The organism is Massilia yuzhufengensis, from assembly GCF_900112225.1.
Taxonomy (GTDB): domain Bacteria; phylum Pseudomonadota; class Gammaproteobacteria; order Burkholderiales; family Burkholderiaceae_D; genus Telluria; species Telluria yuzhufengensis.
On sequence record NZ_FOLD01000034.1, the window covers coordinates 1 to 16,743 of the forward strand.

Genomic DNA, 16,743 nt, shown 5'->3' on the forward strand with positions numbered 1-16,743 from the left:
TGACGCTGCGCTCGAAAACAATGGATGGGGTATATCAGGAAATCTGGGGTACGCTCATTGCCTACAACCTAATCCGCCTTGAAATCGCCAAGGCCGCGCTGGCGGTCAAGTGCGAGCCGACCGAGGTGAGCTTCATTCGCGCCTTCCACCTGATCCAGTTCGAACTGCATTGGGCAGGCGTCACTAGGTCGTACGGAAAATTGCCAGCCTCGATGAAACATTTGCGAGAAAGGCTGGTTAGCCTTCTGAAAGACGAACGGCCCGGCCGCAAATGCGACCGGGTCGTCAAGGCAACGCCGAAGCGCTATGCCGTCAGGAAGGTCAAGAAACTACCTTAACTGAACGGCATTACGGCCGGATGGCCGTTTTTCGCGGAGAAAAGATGCGTGTCCTGAACCGACTGGTACTACCCCTGGCCTTGACCCTGTGCGCGCCCGCCGCGCTGGCCCAGACAACCGTCGAGGCCTTCAGCCCGGAGGGCCAGGCCAAGGCGATTCGCCAGGTAACGGCGCGCTTCTCGGCGCCCATGGCGGCGTTCGGCGACCCGCGCGCGATCGCACCCTTCACGGTCGCGTGCCCGGGGGCGCTGGAAGCCACCCGCGGCGCCGGGCGCTGGGTCGACGCCAGCAACTGGAGCTACGACTTCGGGCGCGACCTGCCGGGCGCCACCGCCTGCCGCTTCACCCTGCGCGACGGCCTGCGCGACCTGGCCGGCCAGCCGGTCGCAGGGCGGCGCGAGTTCGCCTTTAGCACCGGCGGCCCGGCCGTCATCCGCATGCAGCCGCGCGAGGGCAGCGAGCTCGATGAAAACCAGGTCTTCCTGCTGGCGCTCGACGCGCCCGCCACGCCCGCGTCCATCGAACAGCATGCCTGGTGCCGTGCGGACGGCATCAACGAAAAGATCGGCGTGCGCCTGCTGGCGGCCGATGAGCGCGCGGCGCTGCTCGCTGCCTGGCGCGGCAAGCGCAGCCCCGCGGCGCCGCTGGTGGCGCTGCAGTGCCGCCGCACGCTGCCCGGCGACACCAGGCTCACGCTGGTCTGGGGCAAGGGCGTGGCCGCGCCCAATGGCATCGCTACCACCGAGGACCAGGAACTGGCCTACCGCACCCGCCCGGACTTTCGCCTGTACCTGAGCTGCGAACGCACCAACACCCGCGCCGGCTGCGTGCCGTTCCGGCCGGTGCGCGTGGTGTTCAGCGCGCCGGTCGCAGTGGAGGACCTGGGCGCCCTGGTGCTCGAAGAAGCCGGCGGCAAGCGCCACGCACCGCGGTTCGACGACGAAGCCAAGGGCGGCTTCGCCAGCGCGGTGAGCTTCGCCGGCCCGTTCCAGGAGCAATCCACCCTGACCCTGCGCGTGCCGGCCAGCCTGCGCGACGATGCCGGCCGCAGCCTGGACGTGCCGAAGAAGCGCCTCAGCCTCAAGGTCGACCGCCAGCCGCCGCTGGTGAAATTCGCCGCCCCCTTCGGCATCGTCGAGGCGCGCGGGGACCGCATGCTGCCGGTCACGGTGCGCAACGTCGAGCCGTCCATCGCGACCGCGGTGCGCAGCAGCGGCGCCAGCCTGCGCGTGGCGCGCGACCAGGACGTGCTGGCCTGGCTGGGCAAGCTCAACCAGCACGGGGGCGACCCGTGGTTCCAGGCCGAGGGCAGCATGGACAAGCCCTTGCTGGCCCCGCTCAAGGACGCCGCCATCGAACGCTTCGCCCTGCCCAAGCCGAACGGCAGGCGCGCTCTCGAGGTCATCGGGATACCGCTGCGCAAACCGGGGTTCTACGTGGTCGAGATCGGCAGCCCGCTGCTGGGCAGGGCGCTGCGCGACCGGCCGGCCACGGCCCATGTACGCAGCGCGGCGCTGGTCACCAATATGGCGGCCCACCTCAAGCAGGGAGCCGAGTCCTCGCTGGTGTGGGTCACTTCGCTCGACAAGGGCAGCCCGGTGGCGCGCGCCCAGGTGGCGCTGCGCGACTGCACCGGCAAGCTGCTATGGACCGGCGCTACCGGGGCTGACGGCGTGGCCCACATCCGCACCGAGCTGCCGCGCGCCAAGTGCGGCGACAAACTGTTTGTCAGCGCCCGCAGCGGCGAGGACTTCACGTTTACGCTGTCGAGCTGGCAAAAGGGCATCGAGCCCTGGCGCTTCCAGCTGCCGCAGGGCAGCGTGGGCGACGACACGCGCATCGTCGCCACCGTGTTCGACCGCACGCTGCTGCGCGCCGGCGAGACCGTGCACATGAAACACTACCTGCGGCGGCGGGTCGGGGCCGGCCTGGCGCTGGTGAGCCGCAAGGACAGGGGGCCGCAGCCCGGCTACGCCTGGCTGGGCGAGGAGACGGCCGAGGCGGGCGCGGTGCCGGCCAAGGCCTGGATCGTCCACCAGGGCAGCGGCGACAAGATCGCGCTGCCGCTTGCGTGGGACGCCGGCGGCCAGGCGCACGGCGAATGGACCATTCCGGCGCAATCGAAGCTGGGCGGCTACCAGGTCGTGGTGGGCGGGCAGGTGGCGGGCGAATTCCGCGTCGGGCAGTTCCGGGTGCCGACCATGAAGGCCATTCTCAAGGGGCCGGCGGCGCCGGTGGTGGCGGCGCGCGCGCTGGACATCGACGCCCAGGTGAATTACCTCAACGGCGGCCCGGCCGGCAAGGCGCCGGTCACGCTGCGCACCGTGGTCCAGGACGGCGACGCCCGCTTCGACGGCTTCGAAGGTTTCATGTTCAACGGCGGCGATGTCAAGGAAGGCATGACGGAGCGCGGCAGCGACGATTTTTTTGACGACGGCATGGGCGACGGCGAGGAAGAGGATGAAGACGCGGCGCCGGCCGAAGGCGCCAGGCAGGGCGACGCGCCGCGCACCCAGCGCCTGGCGCTGGACCGCGCCGGCGCCGCCCGCATCACGGTGCCGGACCTGCCGCAGGTCGACCGGGTGCGCAGCCTGCTCGCGGAGCTGAGCTGGCAGGACGCCAACGGCGAGACGCTCACGGCGTCCACCCGGGTGGCCCTGTGGCCGGCCGCGGTGGCGGTGGGCATCAAGCCGGGCGACTGGATGAGCAAGGAACGGCTGAAGTTCCAGGTGGCGGTGGCCGGCGTCGATGGCAAGCCCGCGCCGGGAATGCAGGCCTCGGTCGACTTCTTCCGGCGCGAGACCTATTCGCACCGCCGGCGCCTGGTGGGCGGCTTCTACGCCTATGAGTCGGCCAGCGAGACCAAACGCATCGAAGGCGCCTGCAGCGGCCGCACCGATGCCCGCGGGCTGCTCCTGTGCGATGTGGCGGCGCCTGGCGAAGGCAACATCATCCTGCGCGCCCGCGCCACCGACGCCCAGGGGCGCAGCGCGGTCACCAGGCACGAAGTCTGGGTGGCGGGCAAGCGCGAGACCTGGTTCGACGTTTCCGACAACGACCGCATCGACCTGCTGCCGGCCAGACCGCGCTTCGAGCCGGGCGAGCAGGCCAGCTTCCAGCTGCGTTCGCCCTTGCGCGACGCGACCGTGCTGGTGACGGTGGAGCGCGAAGGCATCCTCGACACCTATGTGCGGCGCGTCTCCGGCACCGACCCGACGATCTCGATCCCGGTCAAGGCCAGCTATGCGCCCAACGTCTATGTATCGGCGCTGGTCGTGCGTGGGCGCGTGGCCGGGGTCAAGCCCACCGCCCTGGTCGACCTGGGCAAGCCGGCCTACAAGCTGGGCATCGCCCCGATCAAGGTCGGCTGGGGCGCGCATGAACTGCGGGTGCAGGTAGTGCCCGACCGCCAGGTGTACAAGGTGCGCGAGCGCTCGCTGGTCAAGGTGAAGGTGAGCCGGGCCGACGGCCAGCCGCTGCCGGCCGGCGCCGAAGTGGCGCTGGCGGCGGTGGACACCGGCCTGCTCGAGCTCATGCCCAACGACAGCTGGAAGCTGCTGGAGGCCATGATGCGCCCGCGCAGCCAGCAGGTGGAAACCTCGACCGCGCAGATGCAGGTGGTCGGCAAGCGCCACTTCGGCCGCAAGTCGGTGGCCCACGGCGGTGGCGGCGGCCGCGGCGCCAGCCGCGAACTGTTCGACACGCTGCTGCTCTGGAAAGGCAAGGTGGTGCTCGATGCGCAGGGCGAAGCCGCGGTCCCGGTGCCGCTCAACGACTCGCTCACGGGATTTCGCATCGTGGCCGTGGCCAGCGCCGGCCCGGCCTTGTTCGGCACCGGGTCGAGCGACATCCGCAGCACCCAGGACCTGATGCTGCTCTCCGGCCTGCCCTCGCTGGTGCGCGAGGACGACCGCCTGCGCGCCGGCTTCACGGTGCGCAACGCCTCCAGCGCGGCCCTGGACGTGCGCCTGGGCGCCAGCATGTCGGCCGACGGCCACGCGGGCCAGGCGCTGGCGCCGCAAACCGTGTCGCTCGAACCGGGCGCCGCGCGCGAGGTCGGCTGGGACGTCACGGTGCCGCAAGGCCGCGCGCTGCACTGGCAGGTCGACGCCAGCGCCGGCGCCGCGCGCGACAGCCTGCGGGTGACGCAGAAGATCGCCGAAGCGGTGCCGCTGCGTACTTTCCAGGCCACGCTGCTGCAGCTCGACGCGCCAAAAACCATCACGGTCCAGCGTCCGGCGGACGCGCTTCCCGGCAAGGGCGGCGTGCGCACCACGTTCAGCCCGAAGCTGGCCGGCAGCATGGCCGGCGTGCGCGACTATATGGCGCAATACCCCTATACCTGCTTCGAGCAGCGTACCTCGAAAGCGGTGGCGCTCGGCGACCCGCAGCTGTGGTCTGGCGTGGCGGCCACGCTGCCGGCCCACCTCGACGGCGACGGCCTGCTCAAGTATTTCGCCACCATGCGCGAGGGCGACGATGCATTGACCGCCTACGTGCTGTCGGTCACCGACGAAGCGGGCTACGAGATCGCGCAGGAGCAGCGCGAACGCATGGAAGCGGCGCTCATCGGCTTCGTCGAAGGGCGCGTGCTGCGCGGCGGCAGCCTGCGCACCGGCGAGCTGGCGGTGCGCAAGCTCGCCGCACTCGAAGCCCTGTCGCGGCGCCAGCCGGTGCGCGAGAGCTGGCTGCAATCCTTCCGCATCGAGCCGAACCTGTGGCCGACGTCGGCCGTGATCGACTGGTACCTGGTGCTGCAGCGCTCCAATGCCTTGAGCCGCCGCGACGAGCTGCTGGCCCAGGCCCAGCACATCCTGCGTTCGCGCCTGAACCTGCAGGGTACGAGCGTGGGCTTCTCGACCGAGGCCAGCGACGACTGGTGGTGGCTGATGGCCTCGCCGGACGTGAACGCCAACCGGCTGCTGCTGGCCATGCTCGACAACGCCGCCTGGCAGCCGGACATGGGGCGCCTGGCGCGCGGCACCCTGGGCCGCCAGCAGCAGGGGCGCTGGAACACCACGCTTGCCAACGCCTGGGGCGTGCTGGCGATGCGCAAGTTTTCAAGCCGGTTCGAAGCGACGCCGGTGACGGGCAAGGCCAGGGTGCAGCTGGCCGGCCAGGACTGGAGCGGGACGCTGCCCGCCAGCGTGCTGCAGGGCTGGCCGGACCAGGCCGCGCCGCTGGCGATCCGCCACGAGGGCACGGGAAAACCCTGGGCGACGGTGCAGAGCCTGGCGGCGATCCCGCTCAAGGCGCCGTTTTCCAGCGGCTACCGCATCGCGCGCAGCGTCACGCCGGTCGAGCAGCAGGCGCCCGGCGCGTGGAAGCGCGGCGACGTGTACCGGGTGCGGCTCGAGATCGACGCGCAGGCCGACATGAACTGGGTGGTGGTGGACGACCCGATCCCGGCCAGCGCCAGCATCCTGGGCACCGGGCTGGGGAGCGACTCGCAGATCGCCACCGGCGGCGAACAGCGGCGCGGCTGGGTGCAGCCCGACTTCGAGGAGCGCACCGCCGGCGCCTTCCGCGCCTATTATTCCTGGGTCCCCAAGGGCAAGTGGACCATCGAGTATACGGTGCGGCTGAATAACGAAGGGCGCTTCAGCCTTCCGCCCACCCGGGTCGAGGCGATGTACAACCCCGAGATGTTCGGCGAAGCGCCCAACGCGCAGGTCGTCGTAGGAAAATGATGAAGGCCTGGCGCGCCGTGTTGCTGTTGCTGGCGCCCGCCTGTGCCGCGGCCGGCGCACCGACGCCGGCCCAGGTGCGCGCCGCCTGGCAGCCGTCCGAGGCGCGCCTGCTGGACCGCCATGGCGAGGCCATCGACGCGGTGCGCGTCGACATGCAGGCCCGGCGCGGCAACTGGGTCGCGCTCGCCGACATCTCGCCGGCGCTGGGCGTGGCCGTGATGCAGGCCGAGGACCAGCGCTTCATGGAGCATGGCGGGGTCGACCTGCGCGCCGCCGGGCAGGCCGCGTGGGACAACCTGTTCCGCCAGCGCCCGCGCGGCGCCTCCACCATCACCATGCAGCTGGCCGGCCTGCTCGATGCGCGCTTGCGCGCCTCGAGCGGCGGCCGCAACTGGCTGCAGAAATTCGACCAGGCCCTGGCCGCGCGCGAGATCGAGGCTGGCTGGAGCAAGCAGCAGATCCTGGAAGCGTATTTCAACATGGTCGGTTTCCGCGGCGAGCTGCAAGGCGTCGCGGCGGCCTCGCGCGCGCTGTTCAACAAGGCGCCCTCTGGCCTGGACGGCACCGACGCCGTCATCCTGGCCGCGCTGCTGCGCGCGCCCTCGGCCACGCCGAAAATCGTGGCACGGCGCGCCTGCCAGCTGGCTGCGGAGCTGCAGCTCCCGGGCGGCTGCGCGGCGGTCGAATGGCGCGCCGCCGTCGCGCTGGCGCGCCCCGCGCCGCCAAACCGTCCGGGCGCGCCGCCGGCCCTGCGCCGGCTGCTCGGCACGGCCGGCGCCGGCGTGCGCACCACGCTCGACGCGCGGGTGCAGCGGGCCGCCTTGGAAGCACTGCGGCGCCATGTGCGCGAGCTCAGCGACCGCAATGTCGGCGACGGCGCCGTGGTGGTCATCGACAACGCCAGCGGCGAGCTGCTGGCCTATGTCGCCAATACCGGCAACGGCGAAGTGGACGGCGTGGCGGCGCCGCGCCAGGCCGGCTCCACCCTCAAGCCCTTCCTGTACCAGCTGGCGCTCGAGCGGCGCTTGCTGACGGCGGCCTCGCTGCTCGACGACAGCCCGGTCGGTATCGCCTCCGGCGGCGGCGCCTACGTGCCGCAGAACTACGACCGCTCGTTCAAGGGCTATGCCAGCGTGCGCACCAGCCTGGCCAGCTCGCTGAACGTGCCGGCCGTGCGCACGCTGGTGCTGACCGGCGTCGAACGCTTTCACGCGCGCCTGCAGGCGCTGGGCTTGAGCACCCTCACCGAGGACGCCGACTTCTACGGCCCCTCGCTGGCCCTCGGCTCGGCCGAGGTGACCCTGCTGGAGCTGGCCAACGCCTACCGCACGCTGGCCAACGGCGGACGCCATGGCACGGTGACCCTGCTCCCGCGCAGGCAGGCGCCACTCGCCGCACTGCTGGACCCGGCGGCCAGCTTCGTGGTCGGCGACATCCTGGCCGACCGCGGCGCGCGCAGCCCCACCTTCGGCCTGCGCAGCGACCTGGCCACCGCTTACTGGAGCGCGGTCAAGACCGGCACCAGCAAGGACATGCGCGACAACTGGTGCATCGGCTACAGCGACCGTTACACGGTCGGTGTCTGGGTGGGCAACTTCAATGGGCAGCCGATGTGGGACGTGTCGGGCGTGTCGGGGGCGGCGCCGGTGTGGCGCGATGTGATGGACTACCTGCACCGCGACCGGCCGGGCCGGCAAGGCGCGGCGCCGGCGGGACTGGTGCGCAAGGCGGTCGCCTACGCACCGGCGCACGAACCGGCGCGCGAGGAATGGTTCCTGCGCGGGACCGAGACGGCGCTGGTGGAGGCGGTGCCGGCGGCGCGGCGTTCGGCCAGCATCGTGTATCCGGTGGACGGGAGCATCGTGGCGGTCGATCCGGACATCCCGGACCGGGTCGAGCGCATGCTGTTCCAGGCGCAGGGCGCGCAGGAGCATCGCTGGCGGCTCGATGGCCGGGACGAAGGGCCGGCGTCGGGCGTGTTTGCGTGGCGCCCCGTGGCGGGGGAGCATCGGCTGGAACTGGTGGATGCAGCGGGGAAGGCGGTGTCGACCAGCCGGTTTGAAGTGCGCGGCAACTAGCGCAACGTTGCGCTTACTGGTGCCACCAACCCATGCACCGTCGTACCGGCGAAGGCCGGTACCCAAGTTCGTTGCGCAGCCACCAACGCTTCATTGCATCGCTGCTCACAAAAATTGGGTACCGGCCTGCGCCGGTAGTCGTAGCCGCCAGTGGCGGGTACGACGGTCTTAAGGTTGACTCAGGGAGCCATGGTTACGACTTCGCCTCCTTCGGAACCGCCACCGGAACGTCCTTCTCCCCCATCAATATCTTATCCGGCGTAATCGGCGTGGTGCGCAGCCGCTTGCCTGTCGCGTGGAAGATCGCGTTCGCGATCGCGGCCGAGGTCCCGACAATCCCGATCTCGCCCACGCCCTTGGCCCCCAGCTGCTTGCTGACGATCCGGTCGTCCTCATCGGCGAAGATGACCTCGATGTTGTGGATGTCGGCGTTCACCGCCACGTGGTATTCCGAGAAGTTGTGGTTCATGAAGCGCCCGAAGCGGTGGTCGGTGTGGCTTTCCTCGTGCATGGCCTGGCTGATCCCCCACACCACGCCGCCAATTACCTGGCTGGCCGCGGTCTTGGCGCTGATGATGCGCCCTGCAGCCACGGCGCTGACCACGCGCGTCACCCGCACGATGCCCAGCTTCTCGTTGACCCGCACCTCGCAGAACACGGCCTGGTGCACGGCGCGCACGTACTTGCGCTGCTTGAGCATCTGCGGCGTCATGAGGAACTTGTCTTCGACCCGGTCCAACTTTTTCTCGGCCAGCAGGTCGACCAGGCGCAGCGAGACATCCGGCTGCTTGCGCAGGCGCACCGTGCCGTCGGCCAGTTCCAGGTCCTTGGGCGTGGCCTTGGCCAGCGGCGACTTCGGGCTGTCGATCGCCATCCACATCAGGCGCGTCCTGAGCTTCTCGCAGGCGCCGTGGACGGCGCCGCCCACGGTCGCCACGTGCGAAGACCCGCCTTCGATCGGCGCCATCGGCAGCGTGGAGTCCCCAAGCTGGAAAGTCACCTGTTCCATCGGCAGGCCCATGGCTTCGGCGGCGATCATCGACATGACCGTGTAGGTGCCGGTGCCGATGTCGGACGCCGCGCTGCTCACTACCAGGCGGCCGTCCGCATGCAGCACGGCCGAGGCGCGCGCCACCATCACCAGCGAATCCCAGATGCCGCTGGCCATGCCCCAGCCCACCAGCTCGTCGCCGTCGACCATGGAACGCGGCTCGATGGGCCGGTTGGCCCAGCCGAAGCGCGCCGCGCCCTTGTCGTAGCACTGGGCCAGCTCCTTGGTGGAGTAGGGCTTGCCGTCCATCGGGTTGCGCTCGGCGTAGTTGATGCGCCTGAGTTCGAGCGGGTCGATCTTGAGCTTGTAGGCCAGTTCGTCCATCGCCACTTCGAGCGCATGCACGCCGTGCGCCGCGCCGGGCGCCCGCATGTCCATTGGCGAGTGGCGGTCGTGCGCCACCAGCTTGTAGCCCAGCTTGATGTTGTCGCAAGCGTAGAGCTGGCCGGACCAGTTCACCACCACCTCGACATAGTCTTCCAGGCGCGAGGTCTCGTGCACCGCTTCATGCACGATCGCCTGCAGTTTGCCGTCCGGGTTGGCGGCCAGCTTCACCTGCTGCCAGGTTTCCGGGCGGTGGCCGAACGTGAACATCTGCTGGCGCGTCAGCACCAGCCGCACCGAGCACTTCAGGTGCAGGGCCGCCATGACGGCCAGCGGCAACTGGTACTGCGGGCGCAGGCCCGAGCCGAAGGCGCCGCCCACGTAGGGATTGCGTACCGTGACCTTGTCCTTCGACAGCCCGAACGCGTGCGACACGTACCAGCGGCTGTTCTGCGAGCTTTGGGTCTTTTCGTAGATGGTCAGGTGGCCGTCGTCGGCGCGCACCACGGTGGTGGCGTGCATTTCCATCGGGTTGTGGTGTTCCACGCCGTGGTAGAACTGCGACTCCACCTTGACCGGCGCGGCCTGGTAGGCCTTATCGGCGTCGCCGGTGGAGCTGGGCGGGGTAAAGCCGGCCTTCAGGGCGCGCGGCTTGTAGGCCTGGTCCAGGCTGCCAAGCAGGTTGGTCTCGTGTTCTTCTTCCTGGTAGCTGACCTTCACCAGCTGCGCCGCGTGGCGCGCGGCTTCGAAGGAGTCGGCCACCACCAGCGCGACCGGCTGGCCGCTGTAGAAGATGCGGCTGCCATACAGCGGCCGGAACGGCGAGCCGCCGGGAGCCGTCATGTCCTTGTGGGCCAGGTCGAAGCCGCGCACCTTGGGCCGGTTCAGGTGGGTGAGTACGTCCAGCACGCCCGGCACGGCCAGCGCGGCGTCGGTGTCGATGGCGGTGATGGTCCCGCGCGCGATGGTGCCGCTTACCACGACGCCGTAGCGCAGGTCGGGCGCGTCGTGCTCGGCCGCGTACTGGGCCGCGCCGGTCACCTTGGCGCGGCCGTCGATGCGCGACACCGGCATGCCGCTGTGCACGCGGCCGGTGCCCTCGGGCGCCGTCGGGGTGCGCAGTTCTGGAATCAGGTCGGTCATCGCTGTTCTCCCTTGGCGAATTCGGTGCCGCGTGCGGCAGTGGTCAAGGCCTGCACAATGGTGTTGCGTGCCAGCGTGAGTTTGTAGTCGTTCTCTCCGTACCCGCGTGCGCCGCGCAAGAGGATATCGGCCGCCGCATCGAAGGCGGCCGCATCGGGCTTCTTGCCCACCAGCGCGCTTTCCGCTTCCTCCACGCGCCAGGGCTTGTGGGCGACCCCGCCCAGCGCGATGCGGGCGGCGCGGATGGTGCCGCCGTCGAGATCGAGCGCTGCCGCCACCGACACCAGCGCAAACGCGTAGGACAGGCGCTCGCGCACCTTGATGTAGGCCGAGTGGGCAACGAAGCGCGCGGCGTCGGGCAGCACGAGGTGGGTAATCAGCTCGCCCGGCTGGAGTGTGTTGTCCAGCTCCGGCTGGTCGCCCGGCAGGCGGTGGAAGTCGGCGAAGGGGATCTCGCGCTGGCCGCCCTGGGAGCGCACGTGCACCACGGCGTCGAGCGCCCGCAGCGCCACGCACATGTCGGACGGATGGGTGGCGATGCAGTGTTCGCTGGTGCCGAGGATGGCCAGCTGGCGGTTCAGTCCTTCCTTGGCCGGGCAGCCGGTGCCGGGCTCGCGCTTGTTGCACGGGGTGCCGAGGTCGTAGAAATAGTAGCAGCGGGTGCGCTGCAGCAGGTTGCCGCCGTTGCTGGCCATATTGCGCAGCTGGGGCGAGGCGCCGGCCAGGATGGCGGCGCTCAGCAGCGGGTAGCGGCTGCGCACCAGTTCGTGGTAGGCGGTGTCGGCGTTACGGGCCAGGGCGCCGAGCTTCAAGCCGCCCCCTGGCGCTTCCTCGACCTGGTCCAGGCCCAGGCGATTGATGTCGACCAGGTGATCAGGTCGCATCACACCGTCGGGCGGAACGCCCGACTTCATCAAATCGAGCAGATTGGTGCCGCCCGCGATCGGACGGGCCTTGCCGGAAGCCAGTGCGGCCAGCGCGGCATCGACGTCGCTGGCCTGGGTAAAGGTGAACGGGTTCATGCGAGCACCGGACCGGTCGTGAATGGCTTGCCGTCGCCGACGGCTTCGCCGGGCGTGCCGGAAATGCCCATCACCTGGGTGACGGCCTGCGTAATCAGCGGGTAGGCCCCGCAGCGGCACAGGTTGCCGCTCATGAGTTCGCGCACGTCGTCCACGCTTTTCGCCTGGCCTTCGGCGATCAGCCCGACGGCGGAACACAACTGGCCGGGGGTACAGTAACCGCACTGGAAGGCGTCGCAGTCGATGAAGGCCTGCTGCAGGGGATGCAGCTGCTCGCCCTTGGCCAGGCCCTCGACGGTGGTGACCTCGCGGCCATCCTGCATCACGGCCAGCGTCATGCACGAATTGATGCGTTTGCCGTCGAGCAGAACGGTGCAGGCGCCGCACTGGCCGTGGTCGCAGCCCTTTTTGGTGCCGGTAAGGCCCGCGCGCTCGCGCAGGAGGTCCAGCAGCGTCACCCAGGACTGGACGGCGAACTGACGGTCCTGTCCATTGATGCGCAGCCTGAGCGGGTATTCCTGGTGAAGGTCCATCGTCCGTCCTTTCGTGTGCGAATCCTTCACCATAACCGCCACGCCGTTTCGGATCGGTTAGTTCACGCACGCAGGACGGAAATGACTTAATCGATAGTCACGGTCCTGGCCTGCGGGTCGATCATGCGCACCATCCGCAGCACCGCGTCGGTGGTGACGGTGTCGATCTGTCCTGCCATGCGGCGCTCGAACGGATGGTCGTCGAAGGCCACGTTGGCGCGGAACATGCGCGCGCCCAGGCGCACCGAGGCCGGGATCTCGACCGTGGGCGGCTGGTAGCGGATCGATTGCAGCCATTTCTGGGCTTCCGCACGGGTCTCGACCTGGCCGGCGGGTGCAGTCGCGGCCGCCAGCGTCTCCAGCACCCACTGGTTGGAGTTCTGGTATTTGGTCGAATACACGTAGGCCAGCATATTGTAAGTGGGCTCGTGCAGCCGCAGCGGCGTGCGGCTTGCGACCAGCTTTGCCAGTTTCGCCTGCGCCTCCAGGCCCGGGATCACCAGCTGGGCTTCGTGGCGGTACAGGTCGGTGAGGAAGAAGTTACCCATGCCCTCGTTGTACAGGCCGGAGACCGCGGTGCCGCAGTCGTTCAGCGCGTGGACCACGGTCCAGCGCCCCGCGGGATGGTCGCGCACGGCGATGCCCATGTGCGAATAGCGCAGGCGGTAGCGGCTCAGGTCCTGGCCGGCGCGCGAGACCAGCGCCACCTGGGCGCCGCTGGCGTCGAGCGCCCCCACGGTGCGCTGCGCCAGGTCCATCGACAGCACCACTTCGTGCGGCGCCAGCGGACGCTCTTCGCAGGGCTGGCCGGCCTGGGCCGGAAGCGCCGCCGCCAATGCGGCGGCCAGGACGAGGCGCTTCATCAGACGGCCCGCGCGTGGTGCAGCAGGGCCTTGCCCGCTTCGTTGGGCAGGAAGGCGATGGCCTTGCCCGACATGACCAGCACGTAGCCGGTCGAGGCGGTGACCACTTCCAGCGCGGCGCCCGCTGCCAGCGAGACGCCGCCGGCAACCCGGCCCGACAGTCGCACCGTGGCGCTGCTGGCGTCGGCCACGTTTTCCAGTACTATTTCCAGGGCGTCGCCCACGGTCCTGACGCTGGCGATGACCACGCTGCCGCCGGCGGCGAGGGTGAGGATGGAGCCGCCCACCACCACGCCGGACAGGTTGGCGCTGGCGTTCGACAGCGCGGACTGGCCGGCCGCGTGGCCGGTGGTGCAGGCCAGGCCGAGCAGGGCGGCGATCAGGATGCGTTTCATGGTGTGCTCCGTGGTTGGTGTATTCCCATCATCGCCAGCGGCGACGGTGAAGGCAACACCAGGGTGCGGAGTAGCACCGGGCGGGCGCGCAGGTAGCGCCACGCGCGACCTTTACGGGCCGCGGAACACGATGGTCTTGTTCCCGTGGACGAAGACGCGCCGCTCGATATGGAACTTGACCGCCCCCGCCAGCGCCATGCATTCGTTGTCGCGGCCGATGCGCACCAGCTGCTCGGGCTTGAAGTTGTGGTCCACCCGCGTGACCATTTGTTCGATGATCGGGCCTTCGTCCAGGTCTGGCGTCACGTAGTGGGCGGTCGCGCCGATGAGCTTGACGCCGCGATCGAAGGCCTGGTGGTAGGGCTTGGCGCCCTTGAAGCCGGGCAGGAAGGAGTGATGGATGTTGATGCAGCGCCCGGCCAGGCGGCGCGCCAGTTCGTCCGACAGGATCTGCATGTAGCGCGCCAGGATGACCAGTTCGGCGCGGGTTTCTTCCACCACTTCGAGCAGGCGCGCTTCCTGCTGCGCCTTGTTTTCCTTCATTACCGGCAGGAAGATGAAGCGGATCCCTTCGCGCTCGACCATCGGGCGCAGGTCGAGGTGGTTCGAGACCACCGCCGTGATCGACATGTTCAGCTCGCCGTTACGGCGGCGGTACAGCAGGTCGTCCAGGCAGTGGTCGTCCTTGGAGACCATGATGACGGTTTTCACGGCGTCGGTCGGGTCGTGGATTTTCCACTGCATGTCCAGGCGGGCGGCCACGCCGGCGCCGAACTGCTCGCCGATAGCGTCGATGGTGGGCGAACTGGCCTGCAGGCGGAACACGGCGCGCATGAAAAAGCGCTCGGTGGAGTCGTCGTCGAACTGCTCCAGCGCGCAGATGTAGCAATCCCGCTCGGCCAGGAAGGTGGCGACGGCGGCCACGATGCCAATGCCGGCGCGGCAACTGGCGTTGAGGATGTACTCGATCGGCGAGTGGGGCGGCTTGGCGGTGTCGTTCGGGGTCATGCGGTCGTCCTGTAGGTGCGCGGTATGGTTGGCGCCTGCGTGTTGCATGCGGAGCCGGAGGCGGGACGGTGGTTGACCGCATGCCGGGGGCGCCGCCGTGCAAGCCTTGTGGACGAAGCAGACGTTGTTAGTTGCTTAGCATGATTGATGCGGCTGGCGCCGTCAAGGCGAGCACGCCAGATCAGTCCCGGAACAGGTGGGTGAAGGTCCGACTGACCGCCAGCTTCTCGTCGCAGCCGCGCAGCAGCACCTGCATGCGCTCGGCATCGAGCTTTTCCACCGCCGCGATCGCGCTCACCTTCACCAGGGTGCCGCGGTGGATCTGCCAGAAGCGGTCGCTGTCCAGGCCCCCGAGCAGGTCTTTCAGCGGGATGCGCACCAGCGCTTCCGAATCGGCCAGCACCACCCGCGTGTACTTGCTGTCGGACTGGAAGAACAGCACTTCGTCGACATCGATCAGGCGGATCTGGCGCCCGACGGTGGCCTTGATCCACTTCATTTTCTCGACCGGGGCGCCAGGCAGGGCGCTTTTCAGGTGGCGCAGCAGGTCGCCCAGGTCGGCCGGCGGCTTGCTCAGCTTGGCCCGGATGCGGGCCACGGCCCGCTCCATGCGGTCGGCCTGCACCGGCTTGAGCAGGTAGTCGACGGCGCCGGCGTCGAAGGCGTCGACCGCGTACTGGTCGTAGGCGGTCACGAACACCACGTGGGCATTGTCGCCGATGCGTCCGGCCACTTCCAGCCCGGACAGGCCCGGCATGCGGATGTCCAGGAAGACCACGTCCGGCTCGTGTTCCAGGAAGCCGTCCCAGGCATCGTTGCCATTCTCGGCCACCATGACGATGTCGGCTTCGGGCCAGCTGGTGGCCAGCAGGCCGACCAGGCGCTCGCGCATCAGCGGTTCGTCTTCGGCGATCAGGACGCGGGTCATGCGGGCTCCTTTGCCGTTACCGGCATGGTCAATTCGGCCATCAGGCCCGGATAGGCTTCGCGCAGCACCAGGCCGGCGCCATCGCCATAGGCCAGCTGCAGCCGGCGGCGTACGTTGTCCAAGCCGGCGCCGTCGCCCGGCGTGTCGCTCATGCCGACGCCGCTGTCGTGCACGCAGACCGTCAGCCGCCCTCCTGCGCTGGACGCCGCGATGCGGATCTCGCCGCCGCGCAGCGACGGCTCGATGCCATGCTTGATCGCGTTCTCGGCCAGGGTCAGGACGATCATGCTGGGCACCGGCACGCCCTTGAGTTCCTCGGGCAGCAGCAGTTCGAAGCGCAGGCGGGCCCCCATCCTGGCTTGCATCACCCGCAGGTAGGCGCCGATCGTGGCGAATTCGCTGGCCAGGCTGACCTGTTCGCTGCGCATGTCGCTGAAACTGGCGCGCAGGAAGGCGATCAGGTCGCCCGTCAGGCTGGCCGCCCGCGGCGCCCCATCGGCCGCCAGTTGCTGCACCGCGCCCAGGGTGTTGAACAGGAAGTGCGGTTCGATCTGGGCGCGCAGCATGCGCAGCTGCGATTCGCTCACTTCGCGCGCCAGCCGCTCGCGCTCGGCATGCTGCTGCAGCTGGGCCGCCTCGATCTCGTACTGGCGGCGGCGGTAGGCGCCCAGCGTCAGCACCGGGATATAGATCCCCATGCCGCCGACGATGGCGCCGAGCGCCAGTTGCGACAGCCGCGGGAAGATGCTGTCCAGCGGCTTGCCGTGGTAAATCATCAGGACAGTGTAGGAGCCGAGGGCGCCCAACAGCGCGCCAACCACGCTGCCAACGATCATCTTGCGCTTTTTCTTCATCACGTCCGACGGGTTGAACCAGGTGCCGACGGCTCCCATCAGCAGCGAGAATCCCAGCAGGTTGGCCAGCACGACCGGGGTGACGAATCCTCCCTTGGGAAAAGCGAAGGCCGCCAGCACGCCGGCCACGGTAAATGCCGCCGTGAACGCGGCAATGGCTTTCCAGAGCCGGGCGCCCCGGTAGGCAACGCAGAACTCATGCAGGCGGGCGCGCTCGAGCGGCGACATGGCGGCCAGCTTGGTGGCGTTCCAGCGCCGGAAGCCCTTCGGGGCATGCGCAGCCAGGCTCGGGTCTTTCATGACCGCGAGCTGTTCCTGTTCCAGCGTGTCGTACCAGTTAACAATACTGCGCCACATGATGATCTCCTCCTATTAATACTATAAGGCAATGTAGACAGTGTAGGTACTGGCAAGCGGGATGACCACCGCAGGGCGATGAACGACGAGGGGGCGGGGATGAAATACGAAGCGCGGCATGCTAGGATACCGGCCCCGGGTTTTAGCGAAGAAACGATC

10 protein-coding genes and 1 pseudogene are annotated in these 16,743 nt (G+C 69.2%); 3 read left to right on the forward strand and 8 right to left on the reverse strand.

Annotated elements, in window-relative coordinates; genetic code table 11:
- The 3 genes and pseudogenes from BM031_RS21200 to pbpC all read left to right on the forward strand — a co-directional run.
- A pseudogene (locus BM031_RS21200) lies at positions 1-338 on the forward strand (IS4 family transposase); the annotation flags it as partial.
- Between the two features lie 44 nt (positions 339-382).
- Positions 383-6,028, forward strand: coding sequence for an alpha-2-macroglobulin family protein (locus tag BM031_RS21205; protein ID WP_091876586.1), 5,646 nt, complete (start codon positions 383-385; stop codon positions 6,026-6,028).
- On the forward strand, positions 6,028-8,106 hold the full coding sequence (gene pbpC, locus BM031_RS21210) for a penicillin-binding protein 1C (protein WP_091876547.1): 2,079 nt from the start codon (positions 6,028-6,030) through the stop codon (positions 8,104-8,106). Before BM031_RS21205 ends, pbpC begins: the two co-directional genes overlap by 1 nt.
- A 193-nt stretch (positions 8,107-8,299) precedes the next feature.
- On the opposite strand, the gene BM031_RS21215 is transcribed toward pbpC, so the two are convergent.
- The 8 genes from BM031_RS21215 to BM031_RS21250 all read right to left on the reverse strand — a co-directional run bounded on the left by BM031_RS21215 (position 8,300) and on the right by BM031_RS21250 (position 16,584).
- Positions 8,300-10,624, reverse strand: a complete 2,325-nt coding sequence (locus tag BM031_RS21215; RefSeq protein ID WP_091876548.1) for a xanthine dehydrogenase family protein molybdopterin-binding subunit — start codon at positions 10,622-10,624, stop codon at positions 8,300-8,302.
- The gene (locus tag BM031_RS21220) at positions 10,621-11,646 is read right to left on the reverse strand and encodes an FAD binding domain-containing protein (protein WP_218147629.1); all 1,026 of its coding nucleotides are present in this window, start codon (positions 11,644-11,646) and stop codon (positions 10,621-10,623) included. The genes BM031_RS21215 and BM031_RS21220 overlap by 4 nt, the downstream gene beginning before the upstream one ends.
- Positions 11,643-12,179, reverse strand: coding sequence for a (2Fe-2S)-binding protein (locus BM031_RS21225; RefSeq protein ID WP_177207851.1), 537 nt, complete (start codon positions 12,177-12,179; stop codon positions 11,643-11,645). The genes BM031_RS21220 and BM031_RS21225 overlap by 4 nt, the downstream gene beginning before the upstream one ends.
- An 86-nt stretch (positions 12,180-12,265) precedes the next feature.
- Positions 12,266-13,042, reverse strand: a complete 777-nt coding sequence (locus BM031_RS21230; protein WP_091876550.1) for a DUF2145 domain-containing protein — start codon at positions 13,040-13,042, stop codon at positions 12,266-12,268.
- The gene (locus BM031_RS21235; protein ID WP_091876551.1) at positions 13,042-13,437 is read right to left on the reverse strand and encodes a hypothetical protein; all 396 of its coding nucleotides are present in this window, start codon (positions 13,435-13,437) and stop codon (positions 13,042-13,044) included. Before BM031_RS21235 ends, BM031_RS21230 begins: the two co-directional genes overlap by 1 nt.
- A gap of 111 nt (positions 13,438-13,548) precedes the next feature.
- Entirely contained in the window at positions 13,549-14,445 is an 897-nt protein-coding gene (gene purU / locus BM031_RS21240; protein WP_091876588.1) for a formyltetrahydrofolate deformylase, read from the reverse strand.
- Between the two features lie 181 nt (positions 14,446-14,626).
- The gene (locus tag BM031_RS21245) at positions 14,627-15,373 is read right to left on the reverse strand and encodes a LytR/AlgR family response regulator transcription factor (RefSeq protein ID WP_091876552.1); all 747 of its coding nucleotides are present in this window, start codon (positions 15,371-15,373) and stop codon (positions 14,627-14,629) included.
- Entirely contained in the window at positions 15,370-16,584 is a 1,215-nt protein-coding gene (locus BM031_RS21250) for a sensor histidine kinase (protein WP_091876553.1), read from the reverse strand. The genes BM031_RS21245 and BM031_RS21250 overlap by 4 nt, the downstream gene beginning before the upstream one ends.
- Between the last annotated feature and the right edge of the window lie 159 nt (positions 16,585-16,743).

What these genes read in the sequence shown, in the direction of transcription:
- pbpC (WP_091876547.1), top strand. Translation starts at nt 6,028, where the DNA reads ATGAAGGCCTGGCGCGCCGTGTTGCTGTTGCTGGCGCCCGCCTGTGCC.
- BM031_RS21230 (WP_091876550.1), bottom strand. Translation starts at nt 13,042, where the DNA reads ATGAAGCGCCTCGTCCTGGCCGCCGCATTGGCGGCGGCGCTTCCGGCC.
- BM031_RS21220 (WP_218147629.1), bottom strand. Translation starts at nt 11,646, where the DNA reads ATGAACCCGTTCACCTTTACCCAGGCCAGCGACGTCGATGCCGCGCTG.
- BM031_RS21225 (WP_177207851.1), bottom strand. Translation starts at nt 12,179, where the DNA reads ATGGACCTTCACCAGGAATACCCGCTCAGGCTGCGCATCAATGGACAG.
- BM031_RS21205 (WP_091876586.1), top strand. Translation starts at nt 383, where the DNA reads ATGCGTGTCCTGAACCGACTGGTACTACCCCTGGCCTTGACCCTGTGC.
- BM031_RS21245 (WP_091876552.1), bottom strand. Translation starts at nt 15,373, where the DNA reads ATGACCCGCGTCCTGATCGCCGAAGACGAACCGCTGATGCGCGAGCGC.
- BM031_RS21235 (WP_091876551.1), bottom strand. Translation starts at nt 13,437, where the DNA reads ATGAAACGCATCCTGATCGCCGCCCTGCTCGGCCTGGCCTGCACCACC.
- BM031_RS21250 (WP_091876553.1), bottom strand. Translation starts at nt 16,584, where the DNA reads ATGTGGCGCAGTATTGTTAACTGGTACGACACGCTGGAACAGGAACAG.
- BM031_RS21215 (WP_091876548.1), bottom strand. Translation starts at nt 10,624, where the DNA reads ATGACCGACCTGATTCCAGAACTGCGCACCCCGACGGCGCCCGAGGGC.
- purU (WP_091876588.1), bottom strand. Translation starts at nt 14,445, where the DNA reads ATGACCCCGAACGACACCGCCAAGCCGCCCCACTCGCCGATCGAGTAC.